The sequence below is a fragment of the Pedobacter gandavensis genome, from assembly GCF_014172405.1.
In the GTDB taxonomy this organism is placed as follows: domain Bacteria; phylum Bacteroidota; class Bacteroidia; order Sphingobacteriales; family Sphingobacteriaceae; genus Pedobacter; species Pedobacter gandavensis.
Genome location: NZ_WNXC01000009.1, coordinates 64670 through 83746, shown reverse-complemented (window position 1 = coordinate 83746; position 19077 = coordinate 64670). Strand labels below are relative to the sequence as shown.

17 protein-coding genes are annotated in these 19077 nt (G+C 40.0%); 13 read left to right on the top strand and 4 right to left on the bottom strand.

Features of this window, described 5'->3' with window-relative positions:
- Positions 1 to 78: 78 nt before the first annotated feature.
- From GM920_RS20435 to GM920_RS20425, 3 genes are all read left to right on the top strand, one after another.
- Positions 79 to 1323 (top strand): M16 family metallopeptidase, encoded by a 1245-nt coding sequence (locus tag GM920_RS20435; protein ID WP_182960981.1) that lies wholly within the window; start codon positions 79 to 81, stop codon positions 1321 to 1323.
- Positions 1316 to 2590, top strand: a complete 1275-nt coding sequence (locus GM920_RS20430) for a M16 family metallopeptidase (protein WP_182960979.1) — start codon at positions 1316 to 1318, stop codon at positions 2588 to 2590. The genes GM920_RS20435 and GM920_RS20430 overlap by 8 nt, the downstream gene beginning before the upstream one ends.
- A 170-nt stretch (positions 2591 to 2760) precedes the next feature.
- Positions 2761 to 3237 (top strand): GNAT family N-acetyltransferase, encoded by a 477-nt coding sequence (locus tag GM920_RS20425; RefSeq protein WP_182960977.1) that lies wholly within the window; start codon positions 2761 to 2763, stop codon positions 3235 to 3237.
- On the opposite strand, the gene GM920_RS20420 is transcribed toward GM920_RS20425, so the two are convergent.
- Positions 3227 to 4057, bottom strand: coding sequence for an AraC family transcriptional regulator (locus tag GM920_RS20420; RefSeq protein ID WP_182960975.1), 831 nt, complete (start codon positions 4055 to 4057; stop codon positions 3227 to 3229). The two genes, GM920_RS20425 and GM920_RS20420, sit on opposite strands and share 11 nt — an antisense overlap.
- Before the next feature lie 85 nt (positions 4058 to 4142).
- Between GM920_RS20420 and GM920_RS20415 the strand changes: the two genes are divergently transcribed.
- The 3 genes from GM920_RS20415 to GM920_RS20405 are packed head-to-tail and all read left to right on the top strand — an operon-like array spanning position 4143 to position 8134.
- A complete protein-coding gene (locus tag GM920_RS20415; protein WP_182960973.1) occupies positions 4143 to 5483 on the top strand; it encodes a TolC family protein in 1341 nt (446 codons plus the stop codon).
- Position 5484: 1 nt separating this feature from the next.
- Complete coding sequence (locus GM920_RS20410; RefSeq protein ID WP_182960971.1) at positions 5485 to 6546, top strand: HlyD family secretion protein; 1062 nt, start codon at positions 5485 to 5487, stop codon at positions 6544 to 6546.
- Positions 6539 to 8134: an MFS transporter gene (locus tag GM920_RS20405; RefSeq protein WP_182960969.1), complete on the top strand. Its 1596-nt coding sequence runs from the start codon at positions 6539 to 6541 to the stop codon at positions 8132 to 8134. The genes GM920_RS20410 and GM920_RS20405 overlap by 8 nt, the downstream gene beginning before the upstream one ends.
- Here the strand turns inward: GM920_RS20405 and GM920_RS20400 are convergent.
- Complete coding sequence (locus GM920_RS20400) at positions 8131 to 9081, bottom strand: ketopantoate reductase family protein (RefSeq protein WP_182960967.1); 951 nt, start codon at positions 9079 to 9081, stop codon at positions 8131 to 8133. The two genes, GM920_RS20405 and GM920_RS20400, sit on opposite strands and share 4 nt — an antisense overlap.
- A gap of 109 nt (positions 9082 to 9190) precedes the next feature.
- Between GM920_RS20400 and GM920_RS20395 the strand changes: the two genes are divergently transcribed.
- The 5 genes from GM920_RS20395 to guaB all read left to right on the top strand — a co-directional run bounded on the left by GM920_RS20395 (position 9191) and on the right by guaB (position 13818).
- On the top strand, positions 9191 to 10021 hold the full coding sequence (locus tag GM920_RS20395) for an alpha/beta hydrolase (RefSeq protein WP_182960965.1): 831 nt from the start codon (positions 9191 to 9193) through the stop codon (positions 10019 to 10021).
- A gap of 6 nt (positions 10022 to 10027) precedes the next feature.
- The gene (locus GM920_RS20390) at positions 10028 to 10528 is read left to right on the top strand and encodes a GNAT family N-acetyltransferase (protein WP_182960963.1); all 501 of its coding nucleotides are present in this window, start codon (positions 10028 to 10030) and stop codon (positions 10526 to 10528) included.
- A gap of 187 nt (positions 10529 to 10715) precedes the next feature.
- Positions 10716 to 11357, top strand: coding sequence for a TetR/AcrR family transcriptional regulator (locus tag GM920_RS20385; protein ID WP_182960961.1), 642 nt, complete (start codon positions 10716 to 10718; stop codon positions 11355 to 11357).
- A 398-nt stretch (positions 11358 to 11755) separates the two neighbouring features.
- Positions 11756 to 12202 (top strand): DinB family protein, encoded by a 447-nt coding sequence (locus tag GM920_RS20380; protein WP_182960959.1) that lies wholly within the window; start codon positions 11756 to 11758, stop codon positions 12200 to 12202.
- 140 nt (positions 12203 to 12342) lie between these two features.
- Positions 12343 to 13818, top strand: coding sequence for an IMP dehydrogenase (gene guaB, locus GM920_RS20375; protein WP_182960957.1), 1476 nt, complete (start codon positions 12343 to 12345; stop codon positions 13816 to 13818).
- Positions 13819 to 13890: 72 nt separating this feature from the next.
- On the opposite strand, the gene GM920_RS20370 is transcribed toward guaB, so the two are convergent.
- Entirely contained in the window at positions 13891 to 14598 is a 708-nt protein-coding gene (locus tag GM920_RS20370; protein ID WP_182960955.1) for a hypothetical protein, read from the bottom strand.
- A gap of 81 nt (positions 14599 to 14679) precedes the next feature.
- Here GM920_RS20370 and GM920_RS20365 point away from each other — a divergent pair, with 81 nt between their 5' ends.
- Positions 14680 to 15375, top strand: a complete 696-nt coding sequence (locus tag GM920_RS20365) for a Dph6-related ATP pyrophosphatase (RefSeq protein ID WP_182960953.1) — start codon at positions 14680 to 14682, stop codon at positions 15373 to 15375.
- 54 nt (positions 15376 to 15429) lie between these two features.
- Here the strand turns inward: GM920_RS20365 and GM920_RS20360 are convergent, their stop codons facing one another.
- Positions 15430 to 16740 carry a TIGR00341 family protein gene (locus tag GM920_RS20360; protein WP_182960951.1) on the bottom strand — a complete coding sequence of 437 codons (1311 nt, stop codon included), beginning with the start codon at positions 16738 to 16740 and terminating at the stop codon, positions 15430 to 15432.
- Positions 16741 to 17390: 650 nt separating this feature from the next.
- On the opposite strand from GM920_RS20360, the gene GM920_RS20355 reads away from it, so the two are divergent.
- Complete coding sequence (locus tag GM920_RS20355; RefSeq protein WP_182960949.1) at positions 17391 to 19019, top strand: acyl-CoA carboxylase subunit beta; 1629 nt, start codon at positions 17391 to 17393, stop codon at positions 19017 to 19019.
- The last annotated feature ends 58 nt before the right edge of the window (positions 19020 to 19077 follow it).

Here is a 19077-nt window from a genome sequence, read left to right as displayed (position 1 = left end):
TCCTTTCTTTTTATTTCACATTATTATCACATTTCCCTTTTGCTTTATTCCTATCTTTGCCTGATTATTTTAATATATATGGTAGATTTTAACCGTTTTACATTGGCCAATGGATTGCGTGTCCTGGTACACGAGGATGATACAACGCCTATGGCGGTGTTAAACATTCTATATGACGTTGGTGCAAGAGACGAAGAACAAGATAAAACCGGCTTTGCCCATTTATTTGAACACCTGATGTTTGGTGGTTCAGTAAATATTCCTAGCTATGACGAACCTTTACAAAGGGTAGGTGGCGAAAACAATGCTTTTACCAGCAATGACATCACCAACTATTACATCACCTTGCCGGCTACAAATCTGGAAACGGCTTTTTGGTTGGAAAGTGACCGCATGTTGAGCCTTGCTTTTTCAGAAAAAAGCCTGGAAACACAACGCAATGTGGTTTGTGAAGAGTTCAAACAAAGATATTTAAATCAGCCTTATGGTGATGTCTGGTTGAAACTAAGACCACTTGCTTATAAAGAACACCCTTACCGCTGGGCAACTATCGGACAGGATTTAAAGCAAATTGAAGAGGCTAAAATGGAAGATGTGAAAGCATTTTTCAAAAAACATTACCATCCACAAAATGCCATTATGGTAGTTGGTGGAAATGTGAAAACGGAAGAAGTAAAAGCATTGGCTGAGAAATGGTTTGCAGCAATTCCTGCAGGAGAGCCAATCGAAAGAAACCTTCCTGTAGAACCCAAGCAAACTGAGGCACGTGTAGAAACGGTGGTGGCAGAAGTGCCTTTGAACGCGATCTATATGGCTTTTCAAATGCCAGACCGTGCGGATAAAAATTACCAGGTTTACGACCTGATGTCTGATATCCTTTCTCAGGGTCAATCGTCCAGGTTATACAACAGTCTGCTGAAAGAACAACAATTGTTTAGCGATATCCATGCTTACTTAACCGGAAGTATAGATCAAGGTTTGTTCATTGTAGAAGGTAAACTGGTAGAAGGCGTAACCATGGAAGCTGCTGAAGCTGCCATCTGGAAAGAATTAAATGCCATTGCTACAGAAGAAGTAACGGTAGATGAGTTGACGAAAGTCAAAAACAAGTCGGAATCTATTATCGTATTTGCAGAAATGAGTCTTTTAGATAAGGCCATGAATCTGGCTTATTACGAGTTGTTAGGCGATGCAAATATGCTAAACAGAGAGATCGACAAGTACCATGAAGTGACTTCATCACGTATTTTGGAGGTGGCAAAACAAACCTTCGTTAAAGAACAGTCTTCAATTTTATACTATTTAACTGCCCAAGATGCTTAATCGTACATTAGCGCCTGAATCAAAACAGGTAGATGAAATAAATTTTATTGAGCCATTAAAGCAACAGCTGGATAATGGAATTCCGGTGTTTACCATCAATGCTGGTAAACAGGAACTGGTGCGTATTGAGTTTATCTTCGAAAACGTAAACTGGGATCAAAATAAACCCCTGCAAGCGGTAACGGTAAGTCACCTGATCAATAACGGAACAGCGAAATTAACGGCTAAAGATATCGCCGAAAAGGTAGATTATTACGGTGCTTTCCTGCAAACAGAATACGGTGCAGATCAGTCGAGCGTAAAAGTTTATACTTTAAATAAACACCTGGGCGCGGTATTGCCAATCTTACAGGCCATTCTTAATGAGAGTGTTTTCCCTCAGCAAGAGTTGGATATCTATGTACAGAATCAAAAGCAATCCTTACAGGTAAGTTTGCAAAAGAATGATTTCCTGGCCAGGAAACATTTTGCACATGCCATTTTTGGAGATTCCAGCTATGGATCAAACATTAATGCCGCAGACTATGAAGCGATTCAGCAGGCAGATTTGTTAAGCTATTTCAAGGCCGCTTATAAGCCGGAAAATTGCACCATCATTGTTGCCGGAAAGTTTGAACAGCCAGAATTTGATCTTTTAAATGGTGTTTTAGGGAAAGCCTGGAACAACAACGACAAATCTGTAGTCAACAAATTTGAATTTACCAAAGGTACAGCAGGAGAGATCCTGATTGAGAAACCGGAGGCGATCCAATCGGCAATCCGTATGGGTGGATTGGCGATCACCAGAAAACACAAAGATTTCCCTGGTTTCCAGGTAATGAACTGTTTGTTGGGGGGCTATTTTGGCTCTCGTTTAATGGCCAATATCCGTGAGGATAAAGGCTATACTTATGGGATCGGATCGGCAATTGTTTCCTTAAAAGATGCAGGCTATTTCTTCATTGCAACGGAAGTAGGCGTAGAGGTGTGTAACAACACCCTGATCGAGATCGAAAAAGAGATTGATTTGTTGAAATCTGAGCTGGTATCTGAAGCAGAATTAAACCTGGTTAGAAACTACATGTTGGGTTCTATGTTAGGTAGCTTAGAGAATGCTTTCTCTCATGCGGATAAGTTTAAAAATGCTTATTTCTCTGGCCTTGATTACACCTATTACGACAACTACATTGAAACGGTAAAAACCATCAGTCCAGAGGATTTAAAACAACTGGCGAATCAATATTTAAATACTGCCGACTTCACCAAAGTCATTGTTGGCAAAAAATAGTAAGATTATCCTGACTGATGCCCAATCAGTCAGGATTTTGTACCGAATTCGGTCATCATTTCGCAACATTTTATAAATGTTGATTTCATTCTTCCAAAATCATCTAAACCATTAAATACAGATGGATAATTTGTTGATATTTGTGCCCAATTAAAATCTTTAAGCTAAATATGTCTCCGATTAAAATAGATGTGAACGACCTGACTTACAAAATAAATCCTGATTTGTCGACGATCGACTGGACTTACGTATGTGAGTTATTTGATAAGGTAGATTGGAGAACAAGGGTAGAAGCAGACATAGAACTAGCTTTCAGAAGAAGCAGCTGGACTTTATTCATTTATAAAGGAGATCAGCTGATTGCTTTTGGAAGAACTATTGACGATGGCAGATATTATGCAATTCTTGCAGACATCATCGTGGATCCTGATTTTCAGGGGAATGGACTGGGTAAATACCTGGTAAATACCTTAAATGAAAAGTTAGGTGATAACTATCATTTTGTCAACCTGACTGCTGCTCCTGGTAAAGGCGATTTTTATAAAAGTCTGGGTTGGAAAAAACAGTCTACCTGTTATATCTGGCCACAAGGACCAAAACAAAAGAGATTGCATACCGAACCAGATGCCGAAGAACCTACTGCGTAGTTTCTGAATCCTGGCCCAGGCTGGCTTTTTTTAATTCTTTAAATGAAGAGGGTCTCCTTCCAGTCATCTTGAAAAAGGTGTTGCTAAAAGAGGAGATGCTATCATAACCTACTTCATAAGCGATCTCACTAATGGTTAGATCGCTTTCCAATAACTTTTCCATCGCTTTAGTGATCCTCACTAGCTTCAGGTATTGAAAAAAAGATATGTCCAGGGAAGCCAGGAATATTCTGGATAAGGTACGTTCAGAAAAGCCTGTAGCTGCGGCAATACCAGCTAAGGTCAGTTCTTCAGATAAATGCTGATGAATGTACTGTAAAGCTGGCCTGATGCGTTCATTGTCTGTGGTTGGCACCACAATCGGTAAGGGATGCTTACTGATGTCTGGCAGGATGTTTTTTAGGGTATTTAAGAAACCGTATTCCGGTGTTCCAGGAGCGATACTTCCATTCCAGTGCTCCGAATATTTGAGCATTTCCAATAACAAATTGTTGACCGGGTAAATGCCGATCTTATCATAAAAAGGATCCTGGTTTTCCGATGTAGGTGCAAAATATATATTTCGTACCACCGCAGAACGATAGCGATGTTCTAAATGGTGTGCCATCCCGGCAGGAATCCATAGGTAATGACGCCCAGGTAGAAAGTAAGATTTGTCGTTCGCATATAGAAAAATCACGCCGCCTTCCACATAAGTTAGCTGTCCCTTTACATGTTGATGGTGACGAAAACGGTCTTCAAACTTGCTATGCCACACATACGTGCTTTGAGGGTGCTCATCTATTGCCGATAATAGGCTTTCTTTACTGTTCTGATCCATATGGCTGGTTTGAACAAATATATGTCACTTTAGATAAAATAAAGAAAGAATACTTAGCCGAAATTTGTAGCATTAAATAATCTATATGAATTTTAGCTCGTATAAAAGAACATTCATGGGCTGTATGACCCTTCTTTTATCCTCTCTTTTTACCCATGCACAGGGGCAGGTGGACCCGGAAAAACCACTTTCTATCAGCCAGGTTTGGCAACTTACAGACAGCAATAGCAGGAAGATCCAAATGAACAATTTGGAAGTATTGGCTTCCGAAGCCAGCATCAAAGTTGCCCGCTCAGAAAGACTGCCGGAAATCGAAGCAAATGGCGTATTGGCGCATATCTTCAAAATGCCAATTTATGAAAATGGTTTGTTTCATACGCCTTCACAATATCCGGTAGAGCCAAAATACTACAAAGTATCTGGTGATGCTTACCTGAACCTCTACAATGGTGGGAAAACTAACCGTGAAATTGCGGCCTCAAAGACAGAAAATGAACTGGCCATTGCTAAAAAGAACCTAAGTAAACAGGAAATTCATTTCCTGGCTGCAGTTTATTTTTATGATGTATACCGCAATCAGTCTTATAAAACCTTGCTCCTGCAAGACATCAAGGATCGTGAAAAACAACTTCATGAAATTAATGTGTTGTATAAAAATGGAACGGTGCTTAAAAGTGACGTGTTGCGTGCAGAACTGCGTTTGTCGAAACAAAGAATGATGTTGACAGAAATTGAAAACAGCATTCATATTGCAGAACAAAAACTCAATCTGCTGATTGGCAGAGCCGATGATACGCCTTTAAAACCATTGATTTCTGAAAATGAAACTGATCCGGTTTTAATTAAAGGATTGGCTAATTATCTGGCTGCCGGACAATCGAATTCTTTTAAGCTTCAGATTTCTGAAAAAGAACAAAAACTTGGAGCATTGAAATTGAAACAGGTGAAATCTAATGTCCTTCCCTCAGTTGGTTTATTCGGAGAATATATGTTGGCCTATCCACAGATCCAGTTTGTTCCTTATGCACTTGCTCCTTATAGCAATGGAATGGCTGGGATCAAATTGAAGGTTCCTATCTCTGCCTTCTATACCAATAAACACAAGGTGAAAGTAGCTGAAATTAAGCTGCATCAGCAGGAAGTAGAAGACGAAGCAGTTAAAGATAATATCCGCCAGGAAGTACAAGAAAACTATATCCGTTATACAGAATCTTTGAAGCGGATAGAAGTGGCAAATGAAAACATTAAGCAAGCTGCAGAAAGTTATCGTATCGTTCAGAATACCTATTTCAATCAGCTGTCTTTGTTGACAGATCTGCTGGATGCCGAAACCCAACTTTTACAATCTCGTTTTGAACTGACGACTGCAAAAGTAAATGCCAAAATACAATATTATCAATTAGAAAAAGCTGTAGGAAATCTATAACATGAGCACGCAAACACAAAATAAAACAGATAAAAGAATTTCAGTAGTCACGACGGTCATTGCTGCCATAGTTATGGTGGTGCTCCTGGTATGGGGTGGGCGTACGGTCTTTACCTATTTGCGCTTCGAAGAAACCAATGATGCACAGGTAGAAGAATATATCAATCCGGTTACCGCAAGGGTAAATGGTTATATTAAAACAGTTCGCTACATCGAGAATCAAGAAGTAAAAAAAGGGGATACGCTGGTCGTTATTGACGATAGCGATTATACGGTACAACAAGATGAAGCGGCAGCTTCACTTTCTAATGCAAAAGCTCAGGTTTCCGTATTACAAAGTAATGTCCAAACGGCAAGTACGGTTGCTGCTGCAAGTAAAGCAAAAATTGGCGCAGCCAAAGCGAAACTATGGAAGCAACAAGCAGATTATGACCGTTATAAAAAACTCTTTGAAGCAGAGTCTGCCACACGCCAGCAATTAGAAAGTATGCAAAGTATGCTGGAAGTGGCACAGGCAGAATATGCTGCCGCAGAAGAAGATTATGCGGCAGCAATTTCTAAAACCAATGACATTAAAGCGCAGTCGGAAGTTTTGGTTTCTGAAATTCAACGTAGAGATGCGGTATTAAAAAGAAACCATTTGAATACTTCTTACACCGTGATTTTAGCCCCTTATAATGGTAAAATGGGTAGAAGAACCATTCAGCCAGGTCAATTGGTGCAAAGCGGACAAACAATTGCTTATATCGTAGATAAAGATGCTGGAAAATGGGTGATTGCCAATTTTAAAGAGACACAAATCGGAAAAATGTATGTTGGTGAGCCTGTAAATATTGAAGTAGATGCTTTTCCGGGTCAGTCTTTTTCAGGAAAGATTGAATCGCTTTCTGCAGCCACAGGTTCCAGATTTTCTTTATTACCTCCAGACAATGCAACCGGAAATTTTGTGAAAATTGCCCAACGTATTCCTGTAAGGATCAGGTTAGAAGGTGCTACAGCAGCATTAACCAATTTAAATGCAGGAATGAGCGCAACGGTTCACATTAAAAAAGACCATGAGTAAAGCGATTCCCATTTTTAAATCCTGGGTACCCGAATGGCTCATCAGAACAAGTATTCTGTTGTTGCTGCTGTCTTCGGTGTTACTATTCGCCCTATCCACTGCTGATGGAACCGCTGCGGCCGGGTACTATGGCATGGAACCTGCCGATGTGCAATTCTCCTTATTGCTGTTTTACGCTGCAGTAGCCAGTTTTGCAGGGGTAGAACGCAGGTTTTTTGAGCGTATCATCACTAAAGATTACCTGTTGATCTGTATTGTATTGGAAATCCTGATCGCTTATTTATGTTACCATACCCGTGAGATATATCTGGTTTTTATTTTTAGATTTTTACAGGGAATCGTCAATTGTGGCATTACCTCTATCTGTTTAACCTTATTGTTCGGAAGATTAAAATCTGAACATTCCAGGGAGGTAGGCTATACTATATTCTATGGAATGATCCTTTGTGTATCTCCCGTAACGGCATTGTTTGCGGCCCCGATAGTAGAGAACTTTGAATACAATGTTTTATATAAAGCGATTATTTTTTGCTTTATGCCCAGTGCAGCTTTGCTGTTTTTTATTTTGAACAGGGTTCACCTGATGCGTAAAAAGCCTTTGTATCAATTGGATTGGGCAAGTTTTTTACTTTTTGCAGTGATGTTAATCCTGATTGCCTATGTGTTAATTTATGGCCAGCAGAAGGATTGGCTGGAAGATAAAAGCATTGTTTACAGTATACTTGCCGCCATTAGTCTGTTTGTACTTTCTCTCCTCAGACAAAAAGCGTCTAAGCGTCCTACCGTAGATCTTTCCGTTTTTAAATACCGAAACTTTAGCATAGGGATTGTTTTTCTATTGATTTTATACCTGATTCGCGGTGCTTTTTCCTTAACCAGTACCTATTTTATTACGGTTCTGGGGATGGATTCTTTACATGCCAATCAACTCATGATTTTTAATATTCTGGGGATTATTGCCGGCTCTTGCATTGCGATTCGCTTTTTAATCGGACAAAAGATGCTGCGGGTATTGTGGATTACCGGATTTGCTTTGCTCATGGTGTTCTTTACCGTGATGTGCTTTTTATTTGCGACGGAAGCCGATGCAGAAACGTTTATCCTTCCGCTCTTCCTTCAAGGTCTGGGCGCAGGAATGGTCATGTCTCCAATCGTGATGTTTATCGTATCCGCCGTGCCTGCTCAAATGAGCCAATCTGCAGCATCGGTGGGGATATTTGTACGTTTCTCGGCATTTAGCCTGAGTCTGGCATTGATCAACTATTTCCAGCTCTACTTTAAAGGTAGCCATAATAATGACATGAGAAGTGGCTTGTCGCTATTGGATTTGGGTATTTCAGAACGATTAGCCGGCTATCAGAACGCCTTATCCAGTCATGGGATGTTAAAGGATGAAGCGGCAAAAGTAGCGGTTGGATTATTAAATAAAGCGGTACAGAAACAAGCGTTTCTTCAATTTTGTGTGAACTATTATGAGATGATCGCAGTGCTTTGCTTGTTTAGCATCGTGCTGATTGCCCTTCAACCGGTCATCAGTAAAACGATGATCAATTTAAAGGGCAAAAGGCCGGCAGCAGCAGGATTTTAACGGATCAATCCTGCTTTTATCTCTTCATAAATCCTGGTGCTTTCCAAAACAGGAAGGCCCAGGGATTTTCCATAATCCATAATGGCTCCGGCAAACAATTCGAGTTCCGTGTATTCTTTTCCAGCCTGCACATCCAGCTGTAAAGAAGTGGGCGTAGCATAAGGGAAAGTTGCTGCTTTCTGAAAAGTATTTGCGATGATCTCTGCAGGGATTTGAATGTTTTTCTTTATCGCAATGGCCTTGATTTCTTCCATAATCAAGCTGGCTCTCTGCTGTAATTCAGGTGTTTCAATAATTTGCCCGATCGAACGGCTATACCTTGCGGAAACAAGTCCGAAGCTGGCAATGAAGAAGAATTTTGTCCAGATATCAGGAAAAGCATCTGTTTTGTATTGGATGTCAATTCCAGCAGATTTCATGAGATCCACCAATTCCTGTGCATCATAAGCCGGATTTTGAGGGTCATTGCCGAGCACAATTTTACCTGCATTCCCTTTATGTTCCACAATACCTTTTTCTTTAATATGGGAAGCCACATAAACGCAGGCAGGAAGTACAATGCCATTGGTAATGACTTTTCGGATTCTTTCATAAATATCCACGCCATTCATTAAAGGTAGCATCACCGTATGCGCATTGACTTTATCTTTTAATTCCAGACAGACCTTTTCAAGGTCATATTCCTTGACACAGATGAGCAGTACCTCAGGAGTAGGGATATCGGTAAGCTGCTGATAAATTGCTGCGGGATGGGCGATAGGATTTTCATGTTCCGGAGAAAGTAAGGTTAATCCTTTCTCCTTAACGGTGGTATAGGTCTCTCCTCTGGCCACAAAAGAAACGTTTAATTCTTCTGAATTTGAATAGCGTTGGGCAAGTTTAAAGCCGAAATAACCACCGACGCCTCCAAGTCCAATAACGGTTAGTTTTTTGATTGTTTTGTTCATTTATAGGATAGATAAATTAGAAAATTACCTGCGCAAATTAAACAGTTAAATCCTGGATATTGGTTTGTTTATGTCAAATGATTTATAATTTTGGAAAAAACACCTATTTATGAAATACCTATTCTCTATGTTGATGTTGTCACTGTTGACACTCAATAATGCGACTGCCCAGCAACATCAAACCGCTCAAAAAATGGAAAACAACTCGTTTTCTATTGGTAAAATCAATAAAATTAAATCGAAGATCTTAGGGGAAAGTAGGACACTTAATGTTTATCTGCCAGATGGCTATCATCCGGATTCTGCAAAAACTTATCCGGTAATTTACTTGTTGGATGGCTCTGCAAACGAAGATTTTATCCATGTGGCTGGATTGGTTCAGTTTTTAACCATGACAGAAACTATGCCGGCGGCAATTGTTGTTGGAATAGCCAATGTAGATAGAAAAAGAGATTTTACTTTTCCTACGACTATTGCTAAAGATAAAAAAGATTATCCTACAACAGGGCAATCGGCAAAGTTCATCAGTTTTATCGGAAAAGAGCTTCAACCATATATCGAGAAAAACTATAAAACCAGTGGGGATAAAATGCTTGCCGGACAAAGTTTAGGAGGATTACTAGCTACAGAAGTCCTGTTAAAATCGCCATCACTCTTCAATCAATACATGATTGTGAGCCCAAGTTTATGGTGGGATAACGAATCCTTATTAGCTAAAGCACCAAGCTTGTTAAAATCATTACCTGCGCAAAAGATCAAAGTTTATGTGGCAGTAGGTAAGGAAGGAGCCGTGATGGAAGGTGATGCTAAAAAATTAGCAGAAACGTTAAAGGCGACCAATTTAGAAGTTCATTTCGCTTTCTTCCCAGAGGGGAACCATGCGAATGTATTACACAATGCATTGTACAAAGGCTTTGAGCTTTTCAATCCTAAAAAATAATTAGCTATGAAGATGCCTATCCTTACTTCCAATCTTTCTTTGGGGCCGCTGACCTTAAATGACGCGCCATTTTTGCTGGAATTGGTCAATACTCCTGGCTGGAAGCAATTTATTGGCGACCGGAATGTGCCTGATTTACAAGCTGCCCTGGTTTATATCCAGAAAATTATAGACACGCCAAATGTAACCTACTTCATGGTCAAGCTACATTCCTCAAATACGACTGTAGGGGTCTTGACACTGATCAAAAGAGATTATCTGCCGAACCATGATATCGGCTTCGCTTTTCTTCCGGCATATAGCGGAAAGGGCTATGCTTATGAAGCGGCATGGGCCTTGTTGAAAGAGCCGGAAATCCTTGCGGCACATTCCAGAATATTGGCCACTACTTTACCGGACAATGTTCGTTCTATCCGTCTCCTGGAGAAATTAGGGATGACATTTGAAAAGGAAATCACACAAGCAGGCGAAATTCTCCGGGTATATGGTTTAAAGCTGGATTACTAATCCTTTGAGCTTTAGTCTCTATCTCTAAAATATAACGCTTAGGATCAATTTAACGAAAATTGAGTGTAGATTTAGACTTAAAATCTTAATGTTTTATGAAGGGTTGATGGTTATACTCATCGGTGTGTTATTTTGCCTGATCATGTTGACCATAAACCCTCGATTTCTAAATTATAAAATTATCGTAATGACGCTGAATTATAAAAATGTTTCCAGCCATGTAAAAAACAAGAGTGAAACGATGCAAAGACTTGTTGATGCAGTGGGATCAATCATCAAGAAAAAGGGTTACAAAGGACTTGGACTTAATGTTGTTGCTAAGGAAGCAGAGGTAAGTAAGGTTTTGATTTATCGTTATTTTGGTGGCTTGGATCAATTGGTGGAAGCTTATGTGCTGAAAAATGATTACTGGATAGCAAAGGCTGCTGAAGTGAAAATCGAGGCCGATGGGGAAACAGATAAAGAATCTTTGAAAAAATTGATTGTAAATCTGCTGAGAGGGCATTATGAATATTTTAATACCCATGAAGCAATGCGTTCCATCATTTTATGGGAAGTCACCGAAAGAAACAGCTTGCTCAATAGTGTTTGCCAATTAAGGGAGGAAATCGGGAGCCTACTCCTGGAAAAAGCCGAACCGATGTTTGCCGGAAGTAAAAAGAGTATCAAAGCCATTACGGCCATATTGGTAAGTGGTATCTATTATATGATTTTGCATGCTAAAAAAAATGAGTCCACTATTTGTGGGATAGATTTAAATTCTAAAGATGGCGAGGAGGAAATATTGGAAGCCATAGCACAAATTGTGGACTGGGCATTTGCCGATTAATCCATTGTGTTCTATATAATTTCTTAGATGTCGGTTTAAAGAATCATTTGATCCCTTCCTGATTTTTTTATCCTATGCTTTTGTTTTAACTAGTAGTTAATCTGAGTAGCCGCCGTAATTAGTCCATAAATTTACTTGTTTCAATTTTGCTATTGTTTTGCCTTTGTTTTGCTCAGGGAAAACAGTAGCAAAACAATAGCAAAAGAAAAGCAAAACAATAGCAAAACAGATAGCGGTTTTAAGCAGGTAAAAACAACCGGAAAATGGGCTTAAAATGAGCATGTTTTTTAGAATTAGCCTTGCGTTTTTTAAAATTTTAGAAGAAAACTTCTAAAAATGATCTTCGTTTTTGATGGAAATAAATATTTCTATTTATGTTATTTCTTTTATTTTACGGTATGAAAAATTCTTTGCAACTGGAAAGGCTGATCTATTTGTGTGATACCATTCCTTCGCTACTTACTGAACTTTCGGAAACTGAGCTTTCGTATAAACCATTACCTGATAAATGGAGTAAGAAAGAAATCCTTGGGCATTTAATCGATAGTGCCACCTGTAATCACCAACGTTTTGTCAGAGCGCAATTTGAGACATTGCCAACTATTGTCTATGATCAGAATAATTGGAATGCTTTTAGCCATTATCAATTGATGGACTGTAAACAGCTCATCTTATTTTGGAGTACTTATAATCGCCATCTCGTCGAATTGATCCACTTTATCGACCTGGAAAATCTGGAAAAACGATGCCTTACAGGAGGGGGGGAGCAACACACGATCGCCTGGTTGTTTAATGATTATGTAACCCATTTAGAATATCATCTCCGGCAAATCCTCAAATATTAGTCAATTCATCGCTTCGGTTAAGGAATCTTAATCTCAGTGTAATCTTTTGGCTAAAACGGCCCATTTTTGCAGACCTGTTGCGTATTTGCAAGAATAATCGTATGTTTGCCCGGCAAATAGTAACTCCTAAATTATTTGCTATGCAACTCGATCCCAATAAATTTATATCTGAAGGTTTAACATACGATGACGTATTGTTAGTTCCTGCATATTCTGAAGTTCTGCCACGTGACGTGGATACCGGAAGTTTTTTAACTAAAAAAATACGCTTAAACGTGCCTGTAGTTTCTGCAGCAATGGATACCGTAACTGAAGCTGGTTTGGCAATTGCCATTGCACAGGCAGGTGGTATCGGAATGCTACACAAAAACATGAGCATTGAACGTCAGGCAGATGAAGTTAGAAAAGTAAAACGTTCAGAAAGTGGAATGATCCAGGATCCGGTTACTTTAAATGCAGACGCGAAAGTAGCAGAAGCATTCCAGATCATGAAGGATTTTAAAATAGGTGGAATTCCTGTGATTGATGCCGACAATAAACTGGTAGGTATCATCACAAACAGAGATCTTCGTTTCCAAAAAGACATGCAACGTAAAGTTTCTGAAGTGATGACCAGAGAAAATCTGATCACTGCTCCTGAAGGTACTACGCTTTTACAAGCAGAAGAAATCTTACAAGATTATAAAATTGAAAAGTTACCTGTAATTAATGCCGAAGGCCACCTTGCAGGTTTAATCACTTTCAAAGACATTCAAAAATATAAAAACTACCCTAAAGCCTGTAAAGACGAACGCGGAAGATTACGCGTTGGTGCAGCTGTAGGTGTAGCGGCAGACAATATCGACCGTGTAGCTGCATTAGTTGCTGCTGGTGTAGATGTGGTTACTGTGGATACTGCTCACGGCCATTCTAAAGGTGTGATTGACATGGTGAAAGCCATTAAAGCACGTTTCCCTGACTTACAGGTGATCGCTGGAAATATCGCTACTGCAGATGCTGCAAGAGCATTGGCTGAAGCTGGTGCTGATGCCGTTAAAGTGGGTATCGGTCCAGGTTCAATTTGTACAACCAGGATCATCGCTGGTGTTGGTGTACCTCAATTGTACGCAGTTTTTGAATGCGCACAAGCATTAATCGGTACAGGAATTCCTGTTATTGCTGACGGTGGTATTAAACAAACTGGTGATATCGTTAAAGCTATTGCTGCAGGAGCTAGCTGTATTATGGCAGGTTCATTGTTCGCAGGAGTAGAAGAATCTCCAGGTGAAACGATCATCTATGAAGGACGTAAATTTAAATCTTACCGTGGTATGGGTTCTGTAGAAGCGATGCAACAAGGATCTAAAGACCGTTATTTCCAGGATGAAGAAGATGTAGTCACTAAATTAGTTCCAGAAGGAATTGTTGGACGTGTTCCTTACAAAGGTACTTTAGCAGAAGTAATCTACCAATATGTTGGTGGATTGAGAGCTGGAATGCACTACTGTGGAGCTGCTACTATTGATGACTTACAGAAAGCTAAATTTGTACGCATCACTGCTGCAGGTATGAGAGAAAGTCATCCACATGATATTTCTATCACTAAAGAATCACCAAACTACTCTAGTAGAAGCTAGTTTTTGATCATAACAAAAAGGGTGTCCATGAACTGGACACCCTTTTTGCGTTTTATATAAGAAGGTTTTTTGTTATAAGAATTCGTCTGGATTGATTTCCCAGGTCCATGGTTTCTTAAAGCTCTCGAAGGTACGGAGGCTTTTTACCTTGAAGTCATGTGTAATGGTTTCATTAGGCGCTTTACTTTGCTTGCCGAGTCCGGTGGTGACCATCATTTTCTGATTAACGAAGTCATATTGCTTATCGGTCAGCTCTCCAGAGTTTGCATTGTAATAATAATTACTCGCTTTTTCCAGTGTCCAGTTCTTTTGCTGATAGCCAAAGGTGTATTTCAATTTCCAGCGCCATTCTCCACCTCCCTGAAAAGATAAGGAAAGCTGATTTTTGTCAATACCCATTGGACGTAAAGGATCACCCATAGCACCACCTTCTTCTGATCTTAAAATGAAGTTGTTGTTTTGTGCAGCCAATTGATAGCCTTGCTTAGTCTTAAAGTAAATGGCCAGTATTCTTGGCTTTTGAATTTCCGTGATGAGCTCAGTGGTATTGTCGCCATAAGCCCTGCTTTCACGAATTTGCTGGTGGTATTCCAAAATAAAGGCCATATCTTTTACCTGATCCTGATTCAAATCTCCGGATACGGAATCGAGTATTTTCCAGTTTTTAGGAATAAAATCGCTTAAAGATTTACCCTGATTTGGTAAGGCAGGAAATTTGAAGTTCTGTGCGTAAACTGCAGTCTGACAGCTCAGAAAGAATAGGATAATTTTTAACCTCATACGTTTAAACTAACGATCATACCCAGAAAAAAGTGTGCTTGTTGATTTGAACACCGGATTTTCTTGTATTATTGCAGCCTCATGGATAAAAAGATTAGCTTATTTAATTGGAGTGGCGGGAAAGATAGCTGCCTGGCATTACACCATATTTTAGCAGCGGGAGTTTTCGAAGTACGCTGTTTATTGACTACGGTAAATGAAGCTTTTAACCGGGTGAGTATGCATGGGGTCAGGGAAGCTTTACTGATCGCACAGGCAGAAAGTATTGGTATTCCTTTATACCAGATTCGTTTGTCGGAATCCCCAACGATGGAGGCTTACGAAGAAAGTATGCAGCGTCATCTGGAGGTTTTGCATGCAAAAGGAGTGGAGTATTCTATTTTTGGAGATATTTTTCTGGAAGATTTAAGGGCTTACCGAGAACGTAAGCTTGCCGAAATGGGACTTAAAGGGGTGTTTCCGCTATGGAAAAGAGATACGAAAGCGCTAATTACTGAGTTTATTTCTTTAGGCTACCGGACCATCGTGGTTTGCGCCCAGGAAGGTCTGGAAGATTTCTGTGGTCGGGTAATCGATGAGCATTTTATCGCGGACTTGCCTGAAGGAATTGATCCTTGTGGGGAGAATGGCGAATTCCATACTTTCGTTTTTGATGGGCCGATTTTTAGCAGTCCGATACAATTTAGTCTTGGGGAAAAGGTGTACAAAGAATTTCCAAAACCGAATGGGGAAGAAGGGGAGGCCTCAGGTTATTGGTATATTGACCTGATCCCTTAATTATTTGTATTCCATGCTGTAATTTTATCACCAATGGGCATATCATATTGTTTTTTATAGAATAATCAGCTTTAAAGAATCTGCTTTTACCCTGTTTTTCAACCATAACCTCAAGCGGTCTTGATCAGCCAAGGGAATTGGCTTGTAGAAAGAAGCCACAACCATCGTCAGTGTATCTGACTTATTGGTATCTAAACGGTTAAATATAGCATTGCTGATGCTGTAATCTTTTAAATCAGGATAGAGCACACGGAGTTCCGGTTTTAAATCAGGGATTAACAGTTGCAATGGGTCGTTGACAGGCTTTTCATTATTGCTTTTAAAAACATCCTCCAGAATGCTGGCTTTAATTTGAGAAAGATCGACTTCATTTTTTGCATTTAAGCCTTGTCTAATCACCAATTTGGTTCCTTTCAACTGGTAATTTGGAAGTTTCTGGTTTAAAGAGTCCAGTTGTAATGGCGAGAGTTCAGCACCCAATAGTAATAAGTCTATTTCACTACCTTTTCTATTGTATTTCAGATTTTTGGAGATCACCTGAGTGTTCTTGTAATTTAATTGCTGGCTAATGAACCTATTGGCATTGTTTTCAAAAATGCTTTTACCCACAATCTGATAGGTCAGGTAAATACTAGGTGCAATCGTAATCATCACAATGATCCAGATATAACGACTTACTTTCTGCTCATCTTCTTTATTTTCAAATGTTCTCTTCCTGAATTTTAGGTAACGAACGATCAGAAAGGTAGACACACAAATAAAGACACTATTGATGAAGTACAAGTAAATTGCGCCCATAAAATAGTAGAGATTTCCTGTCGCAATCCCAAAGCCGGCAGTGCATAATGGTGGCATTAAAGCGGTCGCAATGGCTACGCCCGGAATAACATTACTCTTTTCCTTCCTTGTAGCCGCAACAATTCCTGCTAATCCGCCTAAAGTGGCAATGAAAACATCCCAGATAGAAGGGGAAGTCCGGGCCAATAGTTCCGATGAAGCCTCATGAAGCGGTGTAAATGTGAAGTATAAGGTAGAAGCAATAATGCTGATAATGGTGGCCAATGTTAAGTTCCGAAGCCCTTTCTTAACCAAGTCAAAGTCGTTGGTGCCTATTCCAAGGCCTATTCCTACAATAGGGCCCATTAATGGAGAGATCAGCATGGCGCCAATAATTACTGCAGTAGAATTTACATTTAGACCAATACAGGCGACAAATATCGCGAAAATCAAGGTCCACAGATTTGCTCCTTTAAAGGCCACATTCTTCTTGATAGCAGCAATCGTTTCTGCTTGTGGGGCGCTATCTTCCTGTAGGTTGAAGCGATAGTTGAAAAATTTACTGAGTACACTGTAGAGATCGTTCATGTCCGGTATTTTTGAAATCATCACAATTATTGATCCTAAAAACTTTGAATTGCGCTTAAATACTATGTTTTAGGCATTCCAGAGGGGGAAATGGAAAAATAAGAATATTGTTCTTTTCTAACCACCATATACCTTAATATATATAGATTAGACTTCAACAGGTTCAAGGTTTTATGCTTGATCCTATTGTTACTCAAGTCTTTTTTTCTCAATTTTTAATGTAATCTATCTCCATATGAAAAGAATATCCTTTTTTATGATGGCTTTGTCCTGCTGTTGTTTTTCAGCAATGCCAATGCACATTTCCTCTTTATGGAAGAAATGCCTTGGAAAGAAGGGGTGTCGACAAGTGAGGCATGGTCATTTTTCGAGGAATTGCAATAGACCGGTACTTTTAATAATGGCTCAAAAACGCTGATGTCTTTTTATCGATAATGGAAGGATTGCTTAGGGCAGGGGGTGTTTGGATCGCGAAGGCGTATCAGGCAGGTGGAAAAGGAACATTTCCAAATGCCTGGTACCAACCTTTAATGTGAAATGTTTAAAATAATTAGCAGAAATTTATACCAATATGTGGAACAAATGAAAGCTTTATACCGAAGCCCGAAACGGACTTTTGTTTCAATGGAAAATAGATTTAACTTGCCCAAATGAATATAGAATTCAACAAAAATGAAGATTTGAATAAGCAGTCGGTTTACGAGTTGAAGACGAGGCTTAAAAAGATATATGAAGGTGGGGGAGCAAAGAATGCAGCAAAACAAAAAGATAAAGGAAAGCTCTTGGCGCGTGAGCGCATCGCCTATTTAATTGATAAAGAAAGCGAATTTCTGGAAGTTGGCGCCTTTGCTGCAGATGGGATGTATGCCGAGCAAGGAGGATGTCCTTCTGCAGGTGTGGTTGCTGGAATCGGTTATGTTTCCGGCAGACAATGCATGATCATCGCCAATGATGCCACGGTAAAAGCCGGTGCCTGGTTCCCGATGACTGCCAAAAAGAATTTAAGGGCCCAGGAGATCGCCATGGAGAACCGTTTACCGGTAATTTATTTGGTTGACAGTGCGGGGGTGTATCTTCCAATGCAAGATGAAATTTTCCCCGACAAAGAACATTTTGGACGCATGTTCAGGAACAATGCACTCATGTCTGCAGATGGCATCGTACAGATTTCTGCAATCATGGGTTCCTGTGTTGCCGGAGGTGCTTACCTGCCAATTATGAGCGATGAAGCTATGATTGTAGATGGTACAGGATCGGTATTTCTTGCGGGTTCATACCTGGTTAAATCAGCCATCGGAGAGGAAATAGACAATGAAACACTTGGAGGAGCGACCACACATTGCGAAATCTCCGGTGTAACAGATTATAAACACCCTAACGACCAAGCTTGTCTGGATAGTATCCGCAACATCATGAGTAAGTTGGGTGCTCCGGATGTTGCAGGATTTGATCGCATCAAACCAGAAATGCCAAAGTTAAATCCAGAAGATATTTATGGGATACTACCAGAAAGCAGAGAAAAACCCTATGATATGCTCGAGATCATCCATCGCCTGGTAGATGGCTCCGATTTTGAAGAGTATAAACAACTTTATGGGCAGAGTATCATTTGCGGATTAGGGAGGGTAGATGGCTGGGCGGTAGGTATCGTCGCTAACCAGCGTAAAGTAGTGAAATCTAAAAAAGGAGAAATGCAGTTTGGCGGCGTAATTTATTCGGATAGTGCGGATAAAGCAGCGCGTTTCATTATGAACTGTAATCAGAAAAAAATCCCATTGGTATTTTTACAGGACGTGACCGGATTCATGGTCGGAAGCAGGTCTGAACAAGGAGGAATCATTAAAGACGGGGCAAAAATGGTGATGGCAGTAGCCAACTCGGTGGTGCCTAAATTCACCATCGTGCTGGGTAACTCTTATGGCGCAGGGAACTATGCCATGTGTGGCAAATCTTATGATCCCCGATTGATTTATGCCTGGCCGAGTGCTAAAATAGCGGTTATGGGTGGCTCACAGGCAGCAAAAGTACTGCTGCAAATTCAGGAAGCCTCTTTAAAAGCGAAAGGGGAAACCATCACTCCGGAAAAAGAAGCAGAACTACTAAAAGAAATTACAGACAGATATAACAGTCAGACGACTCCATATTATGCGGCATCAAGGCTTTGGGTTGATGGCGTAATTGATCCTTTAGAAACAAGAAAGGTGATTTCTATGGGGATTGAAGCGGCAAATCAATCGCCAATTAAAAAAGCTTTCAATGTAGGGATCATCCAAACCTAATTTTTTCAAGCATTGCAATCTTTATGATTTTATAATCAGGAGCTCATAATGTGGCTTT

Excerpts from the sequence above, each read along its gene's own strand:
- GM920_RS20435 (WP_182960981.1), top strand. The coding sequence starts at position 79 with ATGGTAGATTTTAACCGTTTTACATTGGCCAATGGATTGCGTGTCCTG.
- GM920_RS20430 (WP_182960979.1), top strand. The coding sequence starts at position 1,316 with ATGCTTAATCGTACATTAGCGCCTGAATCAAAACAGGTAGATGAAATA.
- GM920_RS20425 (WP_182960977.1), top strand. The coding sequence starts at position 2,761 with ATGTCTCCGATTAAAATAGATGTGAACGACCTGACTTACAAAATAAAT.
- GM920_RS20420 (WP_182960975.1), bottom strand. The coding sequence starts at position 4,057 with ATGGATCAGAACAGTAAAGAAAGCCTATTATCGGCAATAGATGAGCAC.
- GM920_RS20415 (WP_182960973.1), top strand. The coding sequence starts at position 4,143 with ATGAATTTTAGCTCGTATAAAAGAACATTCATGGGCTGTATGACCCTT.
- GM920_RS20410 (WP_182960971.1), top strand. The coding sequence starts at position 5,485 with ATGAGCACGCAAACACAAAATAAAACAGATAAAAGAATTTCAGTAGTC.
- GM920_RS20405 (WP_182960969.1), top strand. The coding sequence starts at position 6,539 with ATGAGTAAAGCGATTCCCATTTTTAAATCCTGGGTACCCGAATGGCTC.
- GM920_RS20400 (WP_182960967.1), bottom strand. The coding sequence starts at position 9,081 with ATGAACAAAACAATCAAAAAACTAACCGTTATTGGACTTGGAGGCGTC.
- GM920_RS20395 (WP_182960965.1), top strand. The coding sequence starts at position 9,191 with ATGAAATACCTATTCTCTATGTTGATGTTGTCACTGTTGACACTCAAT.
- GM920_RS20390 (WP_182960963.1), top strand. The coding sequence starts at position 10,028 with ATGAAGATGCCTATCCTTACTTCCAATCTTTCTTTGGGGCCGCTGACC.
- GM920_RS20385 (WP_182960961.1), top strand. The coding sequence starts at position 10,716 with ATGACGCTGAATTATAAAAATGTTTCCAGCCATGTAAAAAACAAGAGT.
- GM920_RS20380 (WP_182960959.1), top strand. The coding sequence starts at position 11,756 with ATGAAAAATTCTTTGCAACTGGAAAGGCTGATCTATTTGTGTGATACC.
- guaB (WP_182960957.1), top strand. The coding sequence starts at position 12,343 with ATGCAACTCGATCCCAATAAATTTATATCTGAAGGTTTAACATACGAT.
- GM920_RS20370 (WP_182960955.1), bottom strand. The coding sequence starts at position 14,598 with ATGAGGTTAAAAATTATCCTATTCTTTCTGAGCTGTCAGACTGCAGTT.
- GM920_RS20365 (WP_182960953.1), top strand. The coding sequence starts at position 14,680 with ATGGATAAAAAGATTAGCTTATTTAATTGGAGTGGCGGGAAAGATAGC.
- GM920_RS20360 (WP_182960951.1), bottom strand. The coding sequence starts at position 16,740 with ATGAACGATCTCTACAGTGTACTCAGTAAATTTTTCAACTATCGCTTC.
- GM920_RS20355 (WP_182960949.1), top strand. The coding sequence starts at position 17,391 with ATGAATATAGAATTCAACAAAAATGAAGATTTGAATAAGCAGTCGGTT.